14 protein-coding genes, 1 tRNA gene and 3 rRNA genes are annotated in these 21,373 nt (G+C 60.5%); 7 read left to right on the top strand and 11 right to left on the bottom strand.

Annotation, left to right across the window (positions count from 1 at the left end; all coding sequences use genetic code 11):
* Positions 1-183 precede the first annotated feature (183 nt).
* A tRNA-Thr gene (locus ACZY0R_RS03845) sits at positions 184-258 on the top strand.
* Between the two features lie 113 nt (positions 259-371).
* On the opposite strand, the gene ACZY0R_RS03840 is transcribed toward ACZY0R_RS03845, so the two are convergent.
* The 10 genes from ACZY0R_RS03840 to ACZY0R_RS03795 all read right to left on the bottom strand — a co-directional run bounded on the left by ACZY0R_RS03840 (position 372) and on the right by ACZY0R_RS03795 (position 9,675).
* Entirely contained in the window at positions 372-1,190 is an 819-nt protein-coding gene (locus ACZY0R_RS03840; protein WP_488857199.1) for a DODA-type extradiol aromatic ring-opening family dioxygenase, read from the bottom strand.
* 18 nt (positions 1,191-1,208) lie between these two features.
* The gene (locus ACZY0R_RS03835) at positions 1,209-2,057 is read right to left on the bottom strand and encodes an IclR family transcriptional regulator (protein ID WP_488857198.1); all 849 of its coding nucleotides are present in this window, start codon (positions 2,055-2,057) and stop codon (positions 1,209-1,211) included.
* Between the two features lie 38 nt (positions 2,058-2,095).
* Positions 2,096-3,226 carry an FAD-dependent monooxygenase gene (locus ACZY0R_RS03830; RefSeq protein WP_488857197.1) on the bottom strand — a complete coding sequence of 377 codons (1,131 nt, stop codon included), beginning with the start codon at positions 3,224-3,226 and terminating at the stop codon, positions 2,096-2,098.
* Between the two features lie 312 nt (positions 3,227-3,538).
* The gene (locus ACZY0R_RS03825) at positions 3,539-4,348 is read right to left on the bottom strand and encodes a YdcF family protein (RefSeq protein ID WP_488857195.1); all 810 of its coding nucleotides are present in this window, start codon (positions 4,346-4,348) and stop codon (positions 3,539-3,541) included.
* Positions 4,317-4,886, bottom strand: coding sequence for a hypothetical protein (locus ACZY0R_RS03820; protein ID WP_488857194.1), 570 nt, complete (start codon positions 4,884-4,886; stop codon positions 4,317-4,319). Before ACZY0R_RS03820 ends, ACZY0R_RS03825 begins: the two co-directional genes overlap by 32 nt.
* Before the next feature lie 41 nt (positions 4,887-4,927).
* On the bottom strand, positions 4,928-5,581 hold the full coding sequence (locus ACZY0R_RS03815) for a 3'-5' exonuclease (protein ID WP_488857193.1): 654 nt from the start codon (positions 5,579-5,581) through the stop codon (positions 4,928-4,930).
* A gap of 49 nt (positions 5,582-5,630) precedes the next feature.
* Complete coding sequence (locus ACZY0R_RS03810) at positions 5,631-6,605, bottom strand: oxygenase MpaB family protein (RefSeq protein ID WP_488857192.1); 975 nt, start codon at positions 6,603-6,605, stop codon at positions 5,631-5,633.
* A 49-nt stretch (positions 6,606-6,654) separates the two neighbouring features.
* Complete coding sequence (locus ACZY0R_RS03805) at positions 6,655-7,677, bottom strand: cytochrome d ubiquinol oxidase subunit II (protein ID WP_488857191.1); 1,023 nt, start codon at positions 7,675-7,677, stop codon at positions 6,655-6,657.
* 14 nt (positions 7,678-7,691) lie between these two features.
* On the bottom strand, positions 7,692-9,053 hold the full coding sequence (locus tag ACZY0R_RS03800) for a cytochrome ubiquinol oxidase subunit I (RefSeq protein WP_488857190.1): 1,362 nt from the start codon (positions 9,051-9,053) through the stop codon (positions 7,692-7,694).
* 4 nt (positions 9,054-9,057) lie between these two features.
* Complete coding sequence (locus tag ACZY0R_RS03795; protein ID WP_488857189.1) at positions 9,058-9,675, bottom strand: GbsR/MarR family transcriptional regulator; 618 nt, start codon at positions 9,673-9,675, stop codon at positions 9,058-9,060.
* A gap of 678 nt (positions 9,676-10,353) precedes the next feature.
* On the opposite strand from ACZY0R_RS03795, the gene ACZY0R_RS03790 reads away from it, so the two are divergent.
* The 5 genes from ACZY0R_RS03790 (at position 10,354) to ACZY0R_RS03770 (ending at position 18,685) form a co-directional block, all read left to right on the top strand.
* Positions 10,354-11,885: ribosomal RNA gene (locus ACZY0R_RS03790) — 16S ribosomal RNA — on the top strand.
* A 366-nt stretch (positions 11,886-12,251) separates the two neighbouring features.
* Positions 12,252-15,130 (top strand): 23S ribosomal RNA (locus ACZY0R_RS03785).
* 134 nt (positions 15,131-15,264) lie between these two features.
* Positions 15,265-15,377 (top strand): 5S ribosomal RNA (gene rrf, locus ACZY0R_RS03780).
* Together the 16S, 23S and 5S rRNA genes form the textbook arrangement of a ribosomal RNA operon.
* 268 nt (positions 15,378-15,645) lie before the next feature.
* Positions 15,646-17,340: an IS1634 family transposase gene (locus tag ACZY0R_RS03775; RefSeq protein WP_488857188.1), complete on the top strand. Its 1,695-nt coding sequence runs from the start codon at positions 15,646-15,648 to the stop codon at positions 17,338-17,340.
* A gap of 187 nt (positions 17,341-17,527) precedes the next feature.
* Positions 17,528-18,685, top strand: coding sequence for an acyl-CoA dehydrogenase family protein (locus tag ACZY0R_RS03770; RefSeq protein WP_488857187.1), 1,158 nt, complete (start codon positions 17,528-17,530; stop codon positions 18,683-18,685).
* A gap of 173 nt (positions 18,686-18,858) precedes the next feature.
* On the opposite strand, the gene ACZY0R_RS03765 is transcribed toward ACZY0R_RS03770, so the two are convergent.
* Positions 18,859-19,623, bottom strand: a complete 765-nt coding sequence (locus ACZY0R_RS03765) for an IclR family transcriptional regulator (protein ID WP_045242725.1) — start codon at positions 19,621-19,623, stop codon at positions 18,859-18,861.
* A 365-nt stretch (positions 19,624-19,988) separates the two neighbouring features.
* On the opposite strand from ACZY0R_RS03765, the gene ACZY0R_RS03760 reads away from it, so the two are divergent.
* Positions 19,989-21,293, top strand: coding sequence for an MFS transporter (locus ACZY0R_RS03760; RefSeq protein ID WP_488857186.1), 1,305 nt, complete (start codon positions 19,989-19,991; stop codon positions 21,291-21,293).
* The last annotated feature ends 80 nt before the right edge of the window (positions 21,294-21,373 follow it).

Raw genomic sequence — 21,373 nt, 5'->3', positions numbered from 1 at the left:
AAACTTTCGCTATCAGGGGGGTTGCCGAGCAGGGGTGATTAGTCCATAATGCAGTCCATTGATTCGGCTGGATGCTGAAAAAATCCTTAAAAATCAATGGGTTATGGCGACAATACCGGTCTCGTATCCCGCTCCGTTGCATCAGGCAAAAGAGCAAGTCGTTGCAGTTTGCGATCAGTAACTGCCCATGTGGCTCAGTGGTAGAGCACTCCCTTGGTAAGGGAGAGGTCGGCAGTTCGATCCTGCCCATGGGCACCATCCGTTTTCATTCCCCGAATTCACTCCCCGCAGTTAGCGGCCATCGTACAGGCCGCTCAAGTCAGGTTCACGCCATCGGTCAGTCCCTGCGCCGCATTCCGTCGTGCCAGGCCCTACTGACGCATTCCCCCGAACATGAAGCTGGACACCGTGATGCCGCCGGCGAAGTCGTCCTCGTGATAGACCCGCGTGGCTGTGTCGTCTTCGGCCGCGCCGACCGCCACCATAAGTGGCAGCAGATGCTCCTCCCGCGGATGTGCCAGGCGAGCCGCGGGCGCGTTTTCCCAGGCCGTCAACGCCGTGGCGCGTTGCTCCGGGGTTGTTGCCGTGAGTGCTTGCAGAAGCCATGCATCGAACGCTGCCGACGCCTCCTTCCCCGCGGGGCCGAACGCGCGCAGGTTGTGGTAGCTCAGTCCGCTGCCGACGATAAGGATGCCCTCGCGCCGCAGCGGCGCCAGCGCCCGCCCGAGCGCCAGGTGCGCGAGCGGGTCGAGCCCGCGCTTGAGCGAGAGTTGCACGGTCGGCATCTCCGCGCCGGGATAGATGACGGCCATCGGCGCATACATGCCGTGGTCAAAGCCGCGCAGCGGATCGAGCCGGGCAGCAATGCCTGCGGTTTCCAGCAGGCCGAGTACGCGCCCGGCGAGTTGCGGCGCGCCTGGCGCCGCGTACCGGACCTGGTAGGTGTAGTCCGGGAAGCCGTAGTAGTCATAGATCATGGGCGGATTCGGGTTGGCCATGATCGTGAAGTCCGGCTCTTCCCAGTGCGCCGAGATCATCAGTACTGCCTTGGGCACCGCGCTCGCCAATTGCGGCATCTGCTGCAGGGCGGTCTTGAGCCTGTCGTAACGGCCACCCATTTGTTCTTCCATCCAGGGCCAGGGCCCGCCGCCGTGCGAGATGAAAAATGTGGGAAGTGCAGGCGTTGTCATCTTGGCTCTCCTGGTGACTCAGCGGCGCGGCTCGGCTACGTAGCCAAGCAGGCCGGACAGGTCGCGCGCGGCGCGCTTGACCTCGCGTTCGACGCGCTCGCGCAGCGTAGTATCCCGCTCGAAGCGGAGTTCCGGGCCGGCCACGCTGATGGCGGCAACGGTGGCGCCGCTGGCATCGAATACCGGCGCCGCGCACGAGTCGATGCCGGCTTCGAACGCGGAGAAGCTCCATGCGCAACTGCGCTCGCGGTCGGCGGCAAGGATGTCGCCCAGCCGCGCGTAGGTGGCCGGGCTCTGCCCGGTGACGATGGCCAGCGGTTCTTCGCCCAGGCGCTCACGCAGTGCATCTTCCGGCAGGCCGGCGATCAGCATGCGCCCCGGCGTGGTGAGGTGGGCCGGCACCCGGCTGCCCACCTGGATGTTGCTGACCAGCGTGGTCTGCGGCATGTCGCGCAACAGGTAAAGCACGTCACCGCCATCCAGCACGCCAAGGTAGGCCGACAGTTGCAGCGACTGGCTTAGTCCGGCCAGCACACTGCGCGCAAACACGGTGAGGTCCTTGGACGCCAGCACCTTTGCCGCCAGCTTGACGAGATCGAAGCCGGCCTGGTGGCCGCCCTGCGGCAGCCGCTCCACCATGCCCTCGTGCTCCAGCGTGGCAAGCAGGCGCATCACCGTTACACGGTTCACGTCGATGCGCCGGCCCACCTCGCTCAGGTTGGCGGTGGACCCGCCCTCGGCAATAAAGCGCAGCAGCCGCAGGGCGCGGATCACCGGGCTGACCAGTTGCGTCTTGTCGTCATCGCCGCCAACGGCGGGCTCGTTTGCGGCGGGGGCGGGCTGGCTCAGCTTGGGGTTCTTGCTCATCGGTTCCGGTTGGGCGGGGTGGCGGTGTACCACACAGCTTAGTTGAGCGGCACCTGCCAGGCGTTGTAATCGTACACCCAGTCCGCATTGCCGCCTTCCTTGAGCCAGGCGTTGCTGCGCGAGCCGATCTGGATGCGGCTGGTGCGCTCGTGGCGCGCGGCCTGGTAGCGCGCGAGCGCGGCCGGGATGTCCTTGCCGTTGGTCTCGGCCAGGCAGCGGGCCAGTACCACGCCGTCCTCGATGGCCATGCCGGCGCCTTGCGCCATGAAGGGCATCATCGGGTGGCAGGCATCGCCCAGCAGGGTGACCGTGCCGGTGGACCAGGCGGGCAGCGGGTCGCGCACGTACAGAGCGGAGATCAGCACGTCGTCGCAGCCATCGAGCAGCGCGCGGGCTTCGGCATGGAAGCCCGCATAGGCTTCGCGCACGTCTTCCACGCGGCCCGGCATGGTCCAGGATTCGTTGCGCCAGGTTTCCTGCGCCACCGTGGCGAAGACAAAGATCTCGTGGCCGCAGTTGAGCGGGAAGGTCACGATCTGCGAGGTTGCCTCGGGGCCCCACCACTTGGTAAAGGCCTGCAGGTTCGGCACGGAGGCAAGGCGCTCGGCCGGTACCACCGCGCGGTAGGCCACCACGCCGGTGAAGACCGGATGCTCCGGCCCGAACAGCGACGTGCGCACCGCCGAATGGATGCCGTCGGCGCCGACCAGCACATCCACGTCTTCCTGCGTGCCATCGGCGAAGCGCAAGGTTGCGCCGGCCTCATGCCGTTCGATTTCCGTCGCCTTCTTGCCGAGCCTGACGCATTCAGCGGGCAGGGCGCGCTCCAGCGCGGTCATCAGGTCGCCGCGGTGCATGGTGAGCTGCGGCGCGCCGTAGCGGATCTCCGCCTCGTCGGACATGGCCAGGCGCGAGGTTTCCTCGCCGGTGTTCCACACCCGGCTGATGCGGTGGGTAGGCCGCGCGGCGGTCTCGCGCAGCGCTTCGCCCACGCCCAGGCCATCCAGCGCGCGCACCGCGTTGGGCGTGAGGTTGATGTCCGCGCCAACCCGCGCAAAGCGCGCGGCCTGCTCGAACACCATGACATCCAGCCCGAGCTTGCGCAGCGCGATCGCCGCGGCGAGGCCGCCGATGCCGCCGCCGTTGATGCCAATTTTCCTTGAAGCCATGGTGCTTGTTCCTTTGGGGTCGCTTTGGTGTGTACCCGGGGGTGCGCCTCGCTGCATAGCGGCTGCACTTGCCGGTGGATTTGTTCAAATATGAACGTAGTGTTCATAAAAGAATATAAAGGCAGCAAGGGGATGTCAATCCGAGGGTTTACGCGTGGGCGAACGAAGGAAGAGGCCGCATTGCGGCCTCAAGGGAAGGAGAAAACCTGTGGGTGCGTGGTCCGCCTGAAGGCGGCGAGTGCGCGAGTTCAACCCACAGGGTTGAACTGCACAGTCTCTTTGCGTGCCGGCGCGGCGTGCTTTTTCTGGAGGCTAGTATTCCCGCAATATCCAACCACTGATAAACGCAAAATACTCGCGTAACCAGGCGTTGTATCGTAAATAGAGTGGCGTAGCGGCCCCTGCGCCTGACACGGTCCGGAACCCGGCCTTGTACGCAATCCGCTTCGCGCGCACCAGGTGAAAATCACTGGTCACCAGCACCAGCGGGTCACCGGCGCTCACGCCCTGTTGCTCCAGCAACCGGCGGCTGAAGAGCAGGTTTTCCTCCGTGCTGGTACTCCGGTCCTCCCGGATCAGGCGGTCCGGCGCCAGGCCGCGAGTGGTCAGGTAGTCCGCCATGACATCCGCCTCGCTGCACCGCAGTCCGAAGTCCTGGCCGCCGCTCACCACCACTCGTGCCGCTGGCCATTGCCGTGCCAGCGCCAGGCCTTCGTCCAGCCGCGCAGCCAGGGTAGGCGATGCGGTGCAATTTGGCGTGCCGGAGCCCAGTATGAGGATGGCTTTTGGGGGCGATCCCGCGTCCGCGGATTCGGAAATGCCGGCGCTTATGAAATAGAAGAACATCCCCAATGTCACCAGCCACGCGGCAAACGCCGCCCGGCCCATCCCCCAGATCCATCGGCGCCGCCGGCTAGCCGTGCGCCATTGCGCCACTGTCTCCCAGCGCCATGACAGCATGAGAAAGGCCGCGCCGATCGCCAGAGGGAGGACGACACCAAAGTTGAACAGCCCCATCAGCATCAGCGCGATGGCATCGCCAATCAGCAGTGCGCCAAGTAGCGCAAGGCAGGTGCGCCGCCAGGCAGCGCTAGTCGACAATGGTGCGCGTATCACTTTCATCCAGGCAAATGGTTAGTTGCATGCCTTCCTTGTTGAAGGCGCAATGGGGCAGGGGCGCGCGCAGGGCGTTGGCGAGCGGGATCCCTGCGAAGATCAGAATCAATGACCCGGCGGCCGCTAGCCGCACCAGCACCCTCGCTTGCGATATCGGACGATGATGCGGAGCGCGGGCAGCCCTGGCATGCAGAATCGCTCCGCCGATAAGCAGCGCCACGCCGGCCAGCATCGCTGCGGCAAGCTCTTCCCGCCGTGGCGAGTGAATCAGGTCGCCATCGTGATTCCCGGGATAGTGCAACAGCCACCAGGCACCAGCGCCTGTTTGCAGGATCCCGGCCATGCACCAGGCCACACGGTACCCCGCCAGACGAAACGCGCTGGCCAGGAGCATGCCGGCAATCGCCGCCAACCAGGCGCCGGCATACATCATTTGATTGAAGCTGCCGCCAAACAGGGTGCCGCCCACGTCCAGAGGCCGCATCCCATGGAAGTCGATCAATCCGAGACTGGTAACGATCGCCAGAAGGGCAATCCAGCTCAACGCGGTGTCCAGCCATGACCACAGTCTTGGCACAGTGCCAGTCACTGGTTTACTTCCGGGGTCCCGCTCATATCGCCTCGCGCCTGGCTCGCGCCCAGCGAGCGCAGGAACGCCGGCACCTTGGCGCTGCTGGTGAGCTGTACGCGGGTGATGAGGTCGTAGTCCACGCGGCTCATGCCGTAAGTCTGGGCGATATCGTGCTGCAGACGGTGCCAGAGGTGGCAGGTCATCTGAGCATCGGCCATCGCACGGTGGGCACGCCCGGACTTCGGCAATCGCAGCATGTCGACCAGCGTCGACAACCTGTGGTTTTGAGCGTGCGGGTAGACGCGCCGCGAAACGAGCATCGTGCAGGCGAATGAGTGATCGGACGACATGCCGAGGTGCGCAAGCTCGGCTTGCCAAAACCTCCGGTCGAAACCCGCGTTGTGGGCCACCACGGGATGCTTGCCGACGAACTGGGCCGCTTCACGCATCACCTTCGACGCGGCAGGTGCCGATGCAATCATGTCGTTCGTGATGCCAGTGAGGTTCACGACCTGCGAGGGGATGCGCCTGCCCGCGTTCATCAAGCTTTGATAGCGGTCGACGATTTGCCCGTCACGCAACAGAATGATCGCGATTTCGGTAGCCCGGTCGCCTTGATTTGGTGACAGTCCCGTCGTCTCAAAATCCAGAACCGCAACGGTCTGCATACTGTTTCTCTTTATCTTTGTTAGTCCATTGCCCGTCCAGGCCACTAGCTCAGGACGACTGTGTCAGCGCCGCGGGCGCGGGCTTTGCCGCCCGCCGCCGCGCGCGCGCCGCCAGTCCGCTGCCGAGCGCCCAGCGCAAGGTGGGGGCCAGCACTCGCATGCCGGCCAGCGAAACCGGCCGGCGGATCGCGGTGGCGCCATGCAGGCCAAGCTCGCGCTGGACCCAGTGCGGCAGCAGTGCGATGCCCGCGTCGGCCATGATGCGCACGGCCGGCACCAGCAGCGGGCTGGCCACCGGCATGGCCATCACCAGCCTTACCACTTCGCGGCTGCGCTCGCTTACGACCAGTTCCGGGCGCATGCGTTCCAGGTAGGCGCCGATGTCAGCCGTGCTGCGGGGAACGTTGGTGGCGCCCAGCAGTTCGGCGATACGTGCCTCTTCCTCGTAATAGCGGTCCTGCTCGGCAAGCGAGAGCGGGCCGACATAGCGCAGGTAAGCGGTCAGGAAGCTCGATACCTCGGCCACATGGACCCAGGTCAGCAGCGCCGGATCGTCCGCCGCGTAGGGCCGTCCGTCCGGGGCGGTGCCCTTGACCGCGGCGTGAATGCGCCTGACGCGGTCAATGAGCGCCAGCGCATCGGCGCGGCTGCCGTAGGTGGTGCCGGCGATGAACTGCGCGGTGCGTCCCAGCCGGCCCTGCATATCGGTGCGGAAGGTGGAGTGATCCCACACGCCGGCCAGCGCCAGCGGATGCATGGTCTGCATCAGCAGGGCGCTGACGCCGCCCGCCAGCATCGCCGGAAAATCGGCGTGCACCCGCCAGCAGACCGCGTCCGGGCCGAACAGGCCGGGGTCGCCGAGCGGGTTGTCATAGTCGAGGCTGAGGCCGGAGTTGCTCCGGGTCAGACCCCTCACCTGCGCGCCCGCCCGGGCGCGCACGCGGTCGAGCAGCCGCCGGTGAAGGCCGCCGGCCGGGGACATGGAGGGTGGAATGCCGGGGGGATGGCCTTGCGAGCCGCTCATAAAAGCCTGGTGATTGCGTGTCGATTCGACCCTAATGATGACACACGGCTCAGTAGTAATGCAGGTCCGTCGCCTTGCCCCAGAAAACGCGGTAGGCGTAGAGCGTGTAACCCAGGATGGTAGGCAGCACGACCGCCGCGCCGGCCAGGATGACGCCTAGCGATTCCGGTGCGCTCGCAGCTTGCCAGATATCGATCTTGTCCATCACCAGATAGGGGAAGATGCTGTAGGCCAGGCCGTTGAACGCCATCAGGAAGATCACCGCGGTGCCGGCGAACGGCACCCAGCACCAGCGGTCGTTGCCGCGGTCGTGCATGGCCGGCATGCGCCGCAGCAGGCGGTCGATGATGACGAACAGTGTCACCGTGACCAGAGGGATCGGCGCCAGCAGGATGATGTTGGGCAGTGAGAACCATTTGTCAAAGATGCGCTGGCTCACCATCGGCGTGACCAGCGAGATCGCCGCCACGCCGATGCCGGTCAGCCACAGGCTGCGCCGCGCCCAGTACATGGCGCGCCGCTGCAGGCTGCCGCTGGTCTTCATGATCAGCCAGCCCGCGCCCAGCAGGCAGTAGCCCGCCACCAGGCACAGCCCCACCACCACCGCGAAGGCGATGTCGAGCCAGCCGTACTGGAAGCCGGTGATATAGAGGCCGAGCATCAGGCCTTGCGAGAAGGCAGCCAGCAGCGAACCCGCGTAGAACGCGCGGTTCCACCACGGCTTATGGTGGGCGCGCGCCTTCACGCGGAAGTCGAACGCCACGCCCCGGATGATCAGCCCCGCCAGCATCAGCGCCACCGGCAGGTAGAGCTGGGTCAGGATCGCGCCATGGGCGATGGGGAACGCCGTGAGCAGCAGGCCTACGCCGAGCACCAGCCAGGTTTCGTTGGCGTCCCAGAAGGGGCCGATCGAGGCGATCATGGTGTCCTTGTCGGCATCGTCCGCGCGGCGCAGCAGCACGCCAACGCCCAGGTCGTAGCCGTCCAGGATCACGTAGATCAGCATCGAGAGGCCCATCAGGGCCAGGAATACCAGCGGCATCCAGCCGGCGGGTTGGGTCAGGTCGTTCATTCTGCGCTCCGCAATTAGCCAGGCACCACGGCTTGAAGGGGTTCGATCCCGGGCTTGCCCGCATTGTCGTCGGTCCCCGCCTTGCGGGCCAGGTAGAAGACCACCGAGATATAGGCGGCGATCAGGGCCAGGTAGAGCGCGAGATACATCGACAGCGTGGCGCCGATCATGGCCGCCGGCACCTTGGAGGCCGCCTGCGCGGTGGTCAGCACGCCGTACACCAGGTAAGGCTGGCGGCCGATCTCGGTGACGTACCAGCCGGCCACCAGGGCCAACCAGCCGGAGAAGGTCATGGCCACCAGCGCCCGCGCCATCCACGGAGCGGGCTGGCCGCCACGGCGCAGTTGCCACGCAGCCACCCACGACACTGCCAGCATCAGCAGGCCCACGCCCACCATGATGCGGAAGGCGAAAAACAGCGGCGCCACCGGCGGATGCCTGTCGCCAAAGGCGTCGATGCCCTTGATTTCGCCATCCGCGCTATGCGTCAGGTAGATCGAAGCCAGCTTGGGAATGGCGATCTCGAAATCGTTGTTCTGCGTGGTTGCATTGGGCAGGCCGAACAGCACGGCCGGCGCGCCTTTCTCGGTTTTCCAGATGCCTTCCATCGCGGCGATCTTGGCTGGCTGGTGGTGCAAGGTGTTAAGTCCATGCAGGTCGCCCGCCACGATCTGCAGCGGGATCAGCACCGCCGCGATGGTCACGCCGGTGCGCAGCGACGACAGCACCTCCGGCGCGCGGTCGCCGCGCAGCCAGCGGTAGGCCGAGATGCCCGCCAGCAGGAATGCCACGGTCAGGCCCGAGGCCAGCAGCATATGGACGAAACGGTAGGGGAAGGACGGGTTGAAGATCACCGCCAGCCAGCTCGTCACGTGGGCGCGGCCATCGATCATCTCGAAGCCCGCCGGGGTTTGCATCCACGAGTTCAATGCCAGGATCCAGAAGGCCGACAAGGTGGTGCCGCCCGCCACCAGCAGCGTGGCGATGGTATGCGTGCGGTTGCTGACGCGGCGCATGCCGAACAGCATGATGCCGAGGAAGGTGGCTTCCAGGAAAAACGCCGTCAGCACCTCATAGGCCAGCAGCGGCCCGGCCACATTGCCCACGGTTTCCATATAGCCCGGCCAGTTGGTGCCGAACTGGAAACTCATGGTGATGCCGCTGACCACCCCCAGCGCAAAGGTCAGGGCAAAGATCTTCACCCAGAAGCGGTAGGCCGCCATCCAGCGATCGTCGCCGGTCTTGTTGAAGCGCAGCTTGAAGAACAGCAGCACCCAGGTCAGGGCGATGCTGATGGTGGGAAACAGGATATGGAAAGTGATGTTGGCGGCAAACTGCACGCGCGCGAGCACCACCGGGTCGAGCGACGAAAACATGGAACTACTCCTTCCGGGTGCGGGTCGGCTTGGCCTTCACGGCGCTGGCAGGGGGCGTATCGGCGCGAGGCTTGCCACCGAGGGCGATGCTGAATTTTTCTTTCGCTTCCAGCAGCTTGTTGACCTTGGAACCGAGCTTCATCAGCTTTTCCAGCGTAGCCACGTCGAGCTTCTGGATATCGCCGAACCAGCTCGTTACCAGCAGGATCAGCTGGTACATCTCCTTCATCCGCTCCTGTGCATGGCGGTCGTTGGGGTCGGACGGAGTTTCCAGCTGGACTTCGCGCAGCATCGACAGGGTCGGATCAATCTCCCGCCGGCGGCGTTCCTCGGCCAGCGTGCGGAAGATGGCCCAGACATCGTCTGGTGCCGAGAAATACTCGCGGCGGTCGCCTGGCTGGTGCGACAGTTTCACCAGGTTCCACGACTCCAGCTCCTTCAGGCCGATGCTGACATTGGAGCGCGAAAAGCCCAGCGCTTCGGCGATCTCGTCGGCATTGAGCGGGCGGGAGGCGGTGAACAGCAGGGCGTAGATTTGTCCAACCGTACGGTTGATGCCCCAGCGGCTGCCCATTTCGCCGAAATGGAGCACGAAGCGCTGGATCAGGGGCGAGAGATGCATGCTTGTCTGTTTTGAATTTTTAGGAAGTTTTGAAAGTTTAGTATGAAACGGGAGGCATGGCCGGGTTGGAGGGGTGCGGCAAGGTGTCGCTGCCCAGACTTGGAGTTCGCTGCAAGCGGCTCAAAGCGTGGTTGTCTGGGTTTCGTAGCCAGGTTGGCCCTACGCCACTCATTCCGCCCGAGTGGTTGCGGGAACACTTTACGAATTTCCCAGAAAAAGCTTGCAAGCTTAGTGGGAAACCCTTAGTATTCGGTCCCCCGCAGCAGGAAACGCCGCTGCAAACTGAGTGGCAGAAAATGGTTGCGGGGATTAACGAGAGTAATTAGGCGAAGTCAGCGAAGGTTCCGGAAAAAAGAAATTTCGCAAAATGCTTGATTAAGTTTGAAAAGTTCTTCATAATCTCGTTTCTCTGCTGCAGCAAACGCAGCGACGCGGTAAGCAACGCGAACCGCGGTTAGTTCTTTAACAAACAAACAACCGATAAGTGTGGGCGCTTGATAGCGGATGCGGAAGACTTCGGTCTTTTAGCTTACAAGTTATAAAGTGCTCGCACAGTAAAACATGTTGGTTATGTCCGGGGTGCAAATCGCGGATGTAGCCAGTCAGTTTTCTGAGAGTGAGCGACCGCTCGAAAGAGCGAGGTTTCAGCAGGTAACTGCGCGGAACCACACAGGTATTAAACTGAAGAGTTTGATCCTGGCTCAGATTGAACGCTGGCGGCATGCCTTACACATGCAAGTCGAACGGCAGCACGGGAGCAATCCTGGTGGCGAGTGGCGAACGGGTGAGTAATACATCGGAACGTGCCCTGTCGTGGGGGATAACTAGTCGAAAGATTAGCTAATACCGCATACGACCTGAGGGTGAAAGCGGGGGACCGTAAGGCCTCGCGCGATAGGAGCGGCCGATGTCTGATTAGCTAGTTGGTGGGGTAAAGGCCCACCAAGGCGACGATCAGTAGCTGGTCTGAGAGGACGATCAGCCACACTGGGACTGAGACACGGCCCAGACTCCTACGGGAGGCAGCAGTGGGGAATTTTGGACAATGGGGGCAACCCTGATCCAGCAATGCCGCGTGTGTGAAGAAGGCCTTCGGGTTGTAAAGCACTTTTGTCCGGAAAGAAATCCCTTGCTCTAATACAGCGGGGGGATGACGGTACCGGAAGAATAAGCACCGGCTAACTACGTGCCAGCAGCCGCGGTAATACGTAGGGTGCGAGCGTTAATCGGAATTACTGGGCGTAAAGCGTGCGCAGGCGGTTTTGTAAGACAGGCGTGAAATCCCCGAGCTCAACTTGGGAATGGCGCTTGTGACTGCAAGGCTAGAGTATGTCAGAGGGGGGTAGAATTCCACGTGTAGCAGTGAAATGCGTAGAGATGTGGAGGAATACCGATGGCGAAGGCAGCCCCCTGGGACGTCACTGACGCTCATGCACGAAAGCGTGGGGAGCAAACAGGATTAGATACCCTGGTAGTCCACGCCCTAAACGATGTCAACTAGTTGTTGGGGATTCATTTCTTCAGTAACGTAGCTAACGCGTGAAGTTGACCGCCTGGGGAGTACGGTCGCAAGATTAAAACTCAAAGGAATTGACGGGGACCCGCACAAGCGGTGGATGATGTGGATTAATTCGATGCAACGCGAAAAACCTTACCTACCCTTGACATGCCACTAACGAAGCAGAGATGCATTAGGTGCCCGAAAGGGAAAGTGGACACAGGTGCTGCATGGCTGTCGTCAGCTCGTGTCGTGAGATGTTGGGTTAAGTCCCGCAACGAGCGCAACCCTTGTCTTTAGTTGCTACGCAAGAGCACTCTAGAGAGACTGCCGGTGACAAACCGGAGGAAGGTGGGGATGACGTCAAGTCCTCATGGCCCTTATGGGTAGGGCTTCACACGTCATACAATGGTGCGTACAGAGGGTTGCCAACCCGCGAGGGGGAGCCAATCCCAGAAAACGCATCGTAGTCCGGATCGTAGTCTGCAACTCGACTACGTGAAGCTGGAATCGCTAGTAATCGCGGATCAGCATGCCGCGGTGAATACGTTCCCGGGTCTTGTACACACCGCCCGTCACACCATGGGAGTGGGTTTTGCCAGAAGTAGTTAGCCTAACCGCAAGGAGGGCGATTACCACGGCAGGGTTCATGACTGGGGTGAAGTCGTAACAAGGTAGCCGTATCGGAAGGTGCGGCTGGATCACCTCCTTTCAGAGCGTGCATCCTAAGTCGAGCGTTCACACTTATCGGTTTGTTGATTGTTAGAGCCGGGATGCGCGCTGCGTGTCCTGTGTTGCATGGTCAAGTGCAAGCGCTTAGCGTTGAGTGCTTGCATTTGGCTTTGCCAAGACGACAGGGGACTAAGTCTCAGTCGGCTGTTCTTTAAAAATATGGGATGTAGTAAAGGTGTCGTGAGCGTTGATGAGACGCTGAAGTAACACACGATACCGGGTTGTGATTGTATCAACCAAAATGTATTTAAGTGATCGAAAGATTACTTGGAATACGGCACAAATGCGAGAACTCATCCTGTAGCGAGCACGGCTTGAACGCAAGTTTGAGACACACTCGTTATAGGGTCAAGCGAACAAGTGCATGTGGTGGATGCCTTGGCGATCACAGGCGATGAAGGACGCGGTAGCCTGCGAAAAGCTTCGGGGAGCTGGCAAACAAGCTTTGATCCGGAGATGTCCGAATGGGGAAACCCGGCCCTGATGGGTCATCCCTGACTGAATACATAGGTCAGGGAAGCGAACGCGGCGAACTGAAACATCTAAGTAGCTGCAGGAACAGAAATCAACCGAGATTCCCAAAGTAGTGGCGAACGAAATGGGAAGAGCCTTGTACTCTTTAGCAGTGTTGTTAGCAGAACGGGATGGAAAGCCCGGCCATAGCAGGTGATAGCCCTGTATGCGAAAACAGCGTTGTGGAACTAGGTGTACGACAAGTAGGGCGGGACACGTGAAATCCTGTCTGAAGATGGGGGGACCATCCTCCAAGGCTAAATACTCGTGATCGACCGATAGTGAACCAGTACCGTGAGGGAAAGGCGAAAAGAACCCCGGGAGGGGAGTGAAATAGATCCTGAAACCGCATGCATACAAACAGTCGGAGCCTGGAAACGGGTGACGGCGTACCTTTTGTATAATGGGTCAGCGACTTACATTCAGTGGCAAGCTTAACCGATTAGGGAAGGCGTAGCGAAAGCGAGTCCGAATAGGGCGTTCAGTCGCTGGGTGTAGACCCGAAACCAGACGATCTATCCATGGCCAGGTTGAAGGTGCGGTAACACGTACTGGAGGACCGAACCCACTAACGTTGAAAAGTTAGGGGATGAGCTGTGGATAGGGGTGAAAGGCTAAACAAGTCTGGAAATAGCTGGTTCTCTCCGAAAACTATTTAGGTAGTGCCTCGTGTCTCACCTTCGGGGGTAGAGCACTGTCATGGTTGGGGGGTCTATTGCTGATTACCCCGCCATAGCAAACTCCGAATACCGAAGAGTGCAATCACGGGAGACAGACATCGGGTGCTAACGTCCGGTGTCAAGAGGGAAACAACCCAGACCGCCAGCTAAGGTCCCTAAGATTGGCTAAGTGGGAAACGAAGTGGGAAGGCTAAAACAGTCAGGAGGTTGGCTTAGAAGCAGCCACCCTTTAAAGAAAGCGTAATAGCTCACTGATCGAGTCGTCCTGCGCGGAAGATGTAACGGGGCTAAGCCAGTCACCGAAGCTGCGGATGCACGTAAGTGCATGGTAGGAGAGCGTTCTGTAAGCCTGTGAAGGTGTCTTGTAAAGGATGCTGGAGGTATCAGAAGTGCGAATGCTGACATGAGTAGCGATAAAGGGGGTGAAAAGCCCCCTCGCCGTAAGCCCAAGGTTTCCTACGCAACGTTCATCGGCGTAGGGTGAGTCGGCCCCTAAGGCGAGGCAGAGATGCGTAGCTGATGGGAAGCAGGTTAATATTCCTGCACCGTCGTATGATGCGATGGGGGGACGGATCGCGGAAGGTTGTCCGGGTGTTGGAAGTCCCGGTCCCTGCATTGGAGAAGGCGCTTAGGCAAATCCGGGCGCGGAATTCAAGGATGTGGGGCGAGCGGCCTAGTGCTGCGAAGCAATTGGAAGTGGTTCCAAGAAAAGCCTCTAAGCTTCAGTCATACGAGACCGTACCGCAAACCGACACAGGTGGGCGAGATGAGTATTCTAAGGCGCTTGAGAGAACTCGGGAGAAGGAACTCGGCAAATTGGTACCGTAACTTCGGGATAAGGTACGCCCTTGTAGCTTGACTGGCCTGCGCCAGGAGGGTGAAGGGGTTGCAATAAAATGGTGGCTGCGACTGTTTAATAAAAACACAGCACTCTGCAAACACGAAAGTGGACGTATAGGGTGTGACGCCTGCCCGGTGCCGGAAGATTAAATGATGGGGTGCAAGCTCTTGATTGAAGTCCCGGTAAACGGCGGCCGTAACTATAACGGTCCTAAGGTAGCGAAATTCCTTGTCGGGTAAGTTCCGACCTGCACGAATGGCGTAACGATGGCCACACTGTCTCCTCCCGAGACTCAGCGAAGTTGAAGTGTTTGTGATGATGCAATCTCCCCGCGGCTAGACGGAAAGACCCCATGAACCTTTACTGTAGCTTTGCATTGGACTTTGAACCGATCTGTGTAGGATAGGTGGGAGGCTTTGAAGCGTGGACGCTAGTCTGCGTGGAGCCGACCTTGAAATACCACCCTGGTTTGTTTGAGGTTCTAACCTTGGCCCGTGAATCCGGGTCGGGGACAGTGCATGGTAGGCAGTTTGACTGGGGCGGTCTCCTCCCAAAGTGTAACGGAGGAGTTCGAAGGTACGCTTGGTACGGTCGGACATCGTACCTAAAGTGCAATGGCAAAAGCGTGCTTAACTGCGAGACCGACAAGTCGAGCAGGTGCGAAAGCAGGACATAGTGATCCGGTGGTTCTGAATGGAAGGGCCATCGCTCAACGGATAAAAGGTACTCTGGGGATAACAGGCTGATACCGCCCAAGAGTTCATATCGACGGCGGTGTTTGGCACCTCGATGTCGGCTCATCTCATCCTGGGGCTGTAGCCGGTCCCAAGGGTATGGCTGTTCGCCATTTAAAGAGGTACGTGAGCTGGGTTTAAAACGTCGTGAGACAGTTTGGTCCCTATCTGCCGTGGGCGTTGGAATCTTGACGGGGGCTGCTCCTAGTACGAGAGGACCGGAGTGGACGTACCGCTGGTGTACCTGTTGTCTCGCCAGAGGCATCGCAGGGTAGCTATGTACGGAAGAGATAACCGCTGAAAGCATCTAAGCGGGAAACTCGCCTGAAGATGAGGATTCCCTGGAGCCTTGAGCTCCTTGAAGGGTCGTTCGAGACCAGGACGTTGATAGGCTGGGTGTGGAAGCGCAGTAATGCGTTAAGCTAACCAGTACTAATTGCCCGTAAGGCTTGATCCTATAACCAGTGTGTTTCTGCTGGTTGAGTATCGCGTGCCGCTGCAGCAGTAACAAGCAGCTTGGCCGATACGCACAACCTCTACTACATCCCTATTCGCTGCGTTGACTCAACCTCAACGCGGCCACCGTTTATGCCTGGTGACCATAGCGAGTTGGAACCACCCCTTCCCATCCCGAACAGGACCGTGAAACGACTCTACGCCGATGATAGTGCGGATACCCGTGTGAAAGTAGGTAATCGCCAGGCTCTCCCTTGAAACCCCCCAGTACGAAAGTACTGGGGGGTTTTGCTTTTGCGGCGGCGATTTTGTCGTCCGCTCCGGCACTTCCGGCCCGACGGCGGTATGGGAGGGCTCCCGAGTTCGACAGTTTGAGCCCGATTTTCGCCATTTCTGACCGTCGCCCCTAGCACTGGCGCGGCTTCCTGGGTCGTGGGCGCCAAACTCTTGTAGTGGCACGTTTGTAACAACGAAGCCTATATTTGACAAGGCACTCGATGCCTGTAAAGTAACGGCATGTTCGTCAAAGTCACCTCCTCCGGTTCTCGCCGTTATGTGCAGTTGGTCGAGTCCTATCGCGATGACAACGGTCAGCCTAAGCAGCGCACCGTTGCCACCTTAGGCCGTCTTGATCAACTTGGCGACAGCATGGAAGGCGTGATCAATGGGCTGTTGCGAGTCACCGGCCGCCCCGCACTTGAGGCAGCCGCCGAACCCGCGGTGACGTTCGAATCGGCCCGTGCGCTCGGCGACGTGTGGGCGCTCTCCGAACTGTGGCAAGAGCTCGGCTTCGACGGCTTGCGCCGCGTGTTCCGACGCACCCGCCATGCCATCGATGTCGAAGCGCTTGTGCGCATCATGGTCTTCAATCGCCTGTGTGACCCGGAATCCAAATTGGGTGTGCTGCGCTGGCTGGAAACGGTTGGCCTGCCAGGGCTGTCCATCGAAGCCGTCGACCACCAACATCTGCTGCGCGCAATGGACGCGCTGGTCACGCATCAGGCAGACGTCGACGCCGTGTTGGCGGGGCTGTTGCGTCCGCTGGTCGATCAAACCTTATCGGTGGTGTTCTACGACATGACGACCATTCGTGCCGAGGGTCTGTCGCAGCAAGAAGATGATGTGCGCCAGTACGGCATGGCCAAGGAAGGCGTCATTGCCCGGCAATTCATGTTGGGGGTCGTGCAGACGGCAGAAGGATTGCCGCTCTATCACGAAGTGTTTGACGGCAATACCGCGGAAGTCACGACGCTGAAGCCAACCCTCGAGAAGGTGCTGAGCCGGTTCCCCGTCAAGCGCGTCATCGTCGTCGCCGATCGGGGACTGCTCTCGATCGACAACCTGGCAGAGCTGCAGGCGATGACCTTGCCAGACGGTGCGCCGCTGGAATTTATCCTGGCGGTACCGGGCCGTCGCTACAGCGATGTGGTCGATTCATTGGAAGGCCTCCACACACAGCAATGCCTGCCGGCCCATGAAGAAGTCCTGGGCGAAGTGCCGTGGAACGGCTTGCGCTTGATCGTGGCGCACGACCCCGTGGCAGCGCAGGAGAAAGGCAGGCAGCGCGATGCGCAGATTGCGCACCTGGAGCAGCTTGCCGCGCAGTGGGTGGGTAAGCTTGATGCGCAAGACACCGGCCATCGCAGCCGTGGCAAAAAGCTCTCGGATGGCGGTGCCCGCGCACGTTTCTACCATGCGGTCTGCGAGGCCCATCTGGCTCGTATCATCCAGGTCGATCTAAAGAGCGAGCGCTTCTGCTATGCCATCGATGAGCGAGCCTTGCATCATGCCCGCATGATGGATGGCAAGCTGCTGCTGGTCACCAATGCCGCGGATCTCTCACCACGTGAAGTCGTCGACCGCTACAAGTCATTGGCGGATATTGAACGCGGGTTCCGTGTGCTCAAGTCCGAGATCGAGATTGGCCCGGTCTACCACCGCTTGCCAGACCGCATCCGCGCCCATGCGGCGATCTGCTTCATGGCACTGATTCTGTATCGGGTGATGCGGATGCGCTTGCAGGCCGCCAACAGCGAGCTGTCGCCCGCGCGAGCTCTTGCCATGCTCAATCGCATTCAGCACCACCGCATCGTCATCGACCAATCCAAGTCCGTGGCAGGGCTCTCGGCCATCAGCCAGGAGCAGGCCCGGGTTCTCTCCGCATTGAAGGTTCGCAAACCAGCCAAAACGACGCAACTGACTCTCTTGTAGTGGAGCGTTTCACAGTCGGCTCCAATCAAATCAAAGACTTACGTTTCTAACTGTCGAACTCGGGAGGGCTCTGGCGATATGGCGTAAGAGTGGCTTTTGCGCGGAAATTTCCACCTGGCCTACAATTTATCCCGCATCGCCTCACCGGCCCAACCAGAACCAGAACCAGAAGACGAAGGACAAGACCATGGACTTCAGCCTGACGTCAGTTCAACGGGATTTGCAGGAACGCACCCGCCAGTTCATCTCGGGCCAGATCATGCCGATGGAACTCGATTCCCGGCAGACACCGCATGGCCCTGCCGAAGATCTGCGCGCGGAACTGGTGGAGAAGGCTCGGGCAGTGGGGTTGCTGACACCCCATGCTTCCACGGAGGCCGGAGGCCTGGGGCTTTCGCATCGTGACAAGGCGATCGTCTTCGAAGAGGCTGGCTACTCACCGCTGGGGCCGGTAGCGATGAACATCCATGCGCCGGACGAAGGCAACATCCACCTGATGGAGATTGTCGCAACGCCAGAACAGAAGGCGCGCTGGCTGCAGCCACTGATCGACGGACGCACCCGCTCCTGCTTCTGCATGACCGAGCCGTCTCCGGGCGCCGGCGCCGATCCGTCGATGCTGCAGACCACTGCGGTGCGAGATGGCGATCATTTCGTGATCACGGGCAGGAAGTGGTTTATCACGGGCGCCACTGGGGCCACCTTCGCCATCATCATGGCCCGGATGGAAGACGGCACGGCGACCATGTTCCTCGCGGATATGGACCAGGCCGGCGTCGAGATAGAGCGTCAAATGGACGCGCTCGACACCTGCTTTACGGGCGGGCACGGCGTCGTGCGTTTCGATGGCTTGCGGGTCCCCGCGGAGGATGCACTCGGGAAGATAGGCGAAGGATTCCGTTATGCGCAACTGAGGCTGGCTCCGGCACGGCTAACCCACTGCATGCGATGGCTCGGCGCGGCGCGGAGGGCGCATGACGTCGCGGCCAACTACGCGCGGCAACGCCTTGCATTCGGCCGAACCCTGGTGGAGCACGAGGGGGTCGGGTTCATGCTGGCGGACAATGAGATGGATCTGCACAGCGCACGCCTGACCATCTGGCACTGCGCATGGGTGCTGGACCAGGGCGGCAAGGGACGCGATGAATCCAGCCTGGCCAAGGTCCTGTGCTCGGAGGCGCTGTGGCGGGTGGTGGATCGTTCCGTGCAGGTACTTGGCGGTAGCGGGGTAACCGACGAAACCATCGTGGCACGCATCTTCCGCGACATGCGCGCCTTCCGGATTTACGATGGCCCTTCGGAGGTCCATCGCTGGAGCATGGCGAAACGGATAGCCCGAGGCTGACGCGAGGGCGGGCTTGACTTCACGGAGCGGTATCCACCCGCTTCGTCACCATGGCGAAGCCGGTTCGCCGGGCTTCGTTCGCGTCGCGAATGGCTCGACAGCATGTAGTTCAAATCCTCTTCCGCCGGCAGCGTGGCGGACACCGCCCCCTTGCGTGGCGCTGCATCAGTTGGTCATGTCCGGAATGTCTCCGCCGTCTCCTCGGCGGCCTTGCGCAGATCGGGGACGAAGGCCAGCAGGTCGTCGAGCGTAAGCCGCCCGACCGGCGCCTGCACCGCGATCGCGGCGCAGGCACGATTGCGATCCAGCATGACCGGCACCGCAATCGCGATCAACCCCTGCAGATGCTCCTGGTCGTTGATGGCCAGCATGCGCTTGCGTGTCGTCGCAAGTTCCTTGCGCAACGCTTCGCGATCGATGATGGTCCGCTCCGAATACGCGTGCAGCGGCAATGTATCGACCATGCGGTCGCGTCTTTCCTTCGGCAGGAAGCTGAGCAGGACTTTGCCGCTTGCGGAGCAATGTAGCGGCACATGCGAGCCCGGCTGCAAGTGCATGCGCAACGGCCATTCGGTTTCGACCCGGTCGATGTACACCACGTCGTTCCCGGAGAGCATCGTCAGATTGCACGTCTCGCCGATCTTGGTCACCAGTTGTTCGAGCAGCGCGTGACGCGCCGCGGCCGGACCTGCGTGCATCAGGACGTTCACCGCCAGGGCGCGCACCCGCGGTGAGCACTCATAGAGCCGGTCGCCCGCACCCCGCGTGACCAGCCATGCGTCCATCAGTTGCACCAGTATGCGGTGCACCGTCTGTTTAGGTAAGCCGAGCGCCTCGACGAGTTCCGTCATGGCAAGCGGACGCCCGGCCTGCGCCAGCGTCTCCAGCACGCGAAAGGCGCGGACCGCCGCAGCATTCGATTGGTTGGATCTTGTCATGCTGGCTCCTGACAGCAGTACTTCCGCTTCCCCACATGCATCGACTTTATCGTTTTTCGGGACAGATTGGAGTCCCGAAATCTGCATTTTTCCACTCTGAAGCGTACGCAGCGAAGGATAGCGCGAAAAACGGGACCCCCTGGCGCGATGGCTTGATTAGATTGGGTTGAAAGCAGTCGTGGACGCCATGGCTCTGGCTGCAAAAATTGACATCACGAAAAAGGAGGAAGCAGGAAAAAGGAATCTGAAAAAGACAAGAACGGCATTGCAAGACTGGTGGTTTCAATTCAAGTGGTTCTTTGGAATGCGTGAAAGTCGGCATAGATTCGACCATTCATATAATTAATTAAAATGGTGAGAGAGACATGAAAAAAATATTCAAAGTCAGGCACATGATATTGGGGCTGATGTGTTTGATGTATTTCATCGCCTATATTGACCGTGTCAATATCTCAATTATCGCCCCATTCCTCAAAGATGAGATGGCGCTTACGCCGACCCAGCTGGGGCTCGTCTTTTCAGCCTTTGCCTATCCCTACGCGGCCATGCAGATCCTGGGCGGCTGGTTCGCCGACAAGTATGGACCGAGGCTGGTGCTGACCATACTCACCAGCATTTGGGCGATTGCGACGATCCTTTGCGGCTTTTCCTGGGGCCTCGGATCGCTGATCATGTTCCGGATCCTGCTTGGCATCGGTGAAGGTGGCGCATTCCCGGCAGCAACGCGCTCCTTCACATACTGGATGCCGGCCACGGAACGCGGCTTCGCCCAGGGCATCACGCATAGCTTCGCGCGCCTGGGTGGCGCCGTCACTCCGCCGATCGTGCTGGTCATTGTCGCCGCCTACGGCTGGCGCGAATCGTTCGTGATTCTCGGTGTGGTCAGCCTGGTCTGGACCTGTCTCTATGTCTGGCTGTTCCGCAATACGCCGCTGGAGCACAAATGGATCCAACCCGCAGAGTTGAAGGAGATCGGCGTCAATTCACGCGAGTTGAAGAAGGCAGCAGCAGGAGAAACGCCATGGAAGCAGATGTTCAGGCGCATGTGGCTGGTGACGTTCGTGGACTTCTGCTACGGATGGTCGCTCTGGGTGTTCCTGACGTGGCTGCCCTCCTACCTGAAGGATGCGCGTGGATTTGACGTAAAGCAGCTGGCATTGTTCACGGCGCTGCCACTGCTTGCCGGCGTGGTTGGCGACACCCTCGGTGGCGTCATCTCAGACTTCATCTACAAGAAGACCGGAAACCTCAAGTTGGCCCGGCGTGCATTGCTGTTCATCGGGCTGGCCGGTGCCCTGGTATTCATCGTACCGGCGATCTATACCCAGAGCCCGTTGACGGCGGTGATGCTGCTCGCAGCATCTTTCTTCTTCCTTGAACTGACCAATGCCGTCTTGTGGAGCTTGCCGCTCGATATTGCCGGAAAGTTTGCGGGCACCGCTGGCGGAATGATGAACACAGGCTTCGGCGTGGCAGGAATGATCTCGCCCGCTTTATTCGGTTTCCTGATCCAGAAAACGGGAAGCTATGAACTTCCATTCCTGATTTCGGCCGGATTATTGGGGCTCGCGGCAATCTGTTCGTTGAGGATCGATCCGACAAACAAGATCGAGGATGAGCAGGAAGACGCGCTGTCGCTGGGTGGGTCCGGACTAGGTACTGCGCATTGAAATTTGCCTTCCCCTTGGCAGGGGAAGGCCCCGGTTTCGGCAGTGACAGCACCACGAATGACAAATGAACGGAGAGAAAG

The organism is Cupriavidus sp. F041 (assembly GCF_057814235.1).
Note: the sequence above shows the minus strand (reverse complement) of the source record. Positions and strands in the feature narration are given on the sequence as shown.

Coding starts and splice junctions, on each gene's coding strand:
- ACZY0R_RS03840 (WP_488857199.1), bottom strand. CDS start 1,190: ATGACAACGCCTGCACTTCCCACATTTTTCATCTCGCACGGCGGCGGG.
- ACZY0R_RS03835 (WP_488857198.1), bottom strand. CDS start 2,057: ATGAGCAAGAACCCCAAGCTGAGCCAGCCCGCCCCCGCCGCAAACGAG.
- ACZY0R_RS03830 (WP_488857197.1), bottom strand. CDS start 3,226: ATGGCTTCAAGGAAAATTGGCATCAACGGCGGCGGCATCGGCGGCCTC.
- ACZY0R_RS03825 (WP_488857195.1), bottom strand. CDS start 4,348: ATGAAAGTGATACGCGCACCATTGTCGACTAGCGCTGCCTGGCGGCGC.
- ACZY0R_RS03815 (WP_488857193.1), bottom strand. CDS start 5,581: ATGCAGACCGTTGCGGTTCTGGATTTTGAGACGACGGGACTGTCACCA.
- ACZY0R_RS03810 (WP_488857192.1), bottom strand. CDS start 6,605: ATGAGCGGCTCGCAAGGCCATCCCCCCGGCATTCCACCCTCCATGTCC.
- ACZY0R_RS03805 (WP_488857191.1), bottom strand. CDS start 7,677: ATGAACGACCTGACCCAACCCGCCGGCTGGATGCCGCTGGTATTCCTG.
- ACZY0R_RS03800 (WP_488857190.1), bottom strand. CDS start 9,053: ATGTTTTCGTCGCTCGACCCGGTGGTGCTCGCGCGCGTGCAGTTTGCC.
- ACZY0R_RS03795 (WP_488857189.1), bottom strand. CDS start 9,675: ATGCATCTCTCGCCCCTGATCCAGCGCTTCGTGCTCCATTTCGGCGAA.
- ACZY0R_RS03775 (WP_488857188.1), top strand. CDS start 15,646: ATGTTCGTCAAAGTCACCTCCTCCGGTTCTCGCCGTTATGTGCAGTTG.
- ACZY0R_RS03770 (WP_488857187.1), top strand. CDS start 17,528: ATGGACTTCAGCCTGACGTCAGTTCAACGGGATTTGCAGGAACGCACC.
- ACZY0R_RS03765 (WP_045242725.1), bottom strand. CDS start 19,623: ATGACAAGATCCAACCAATCGAATGCTGCGGCGGTCCGCGCCTTTCGC.
- ACZY0R_RS03760 (WP_488857186.1), top strand. CDS start 19,989: ATGAAAAAAATATTCAAAGTCAGGCACATGATATTGGGGCTGATGTGT.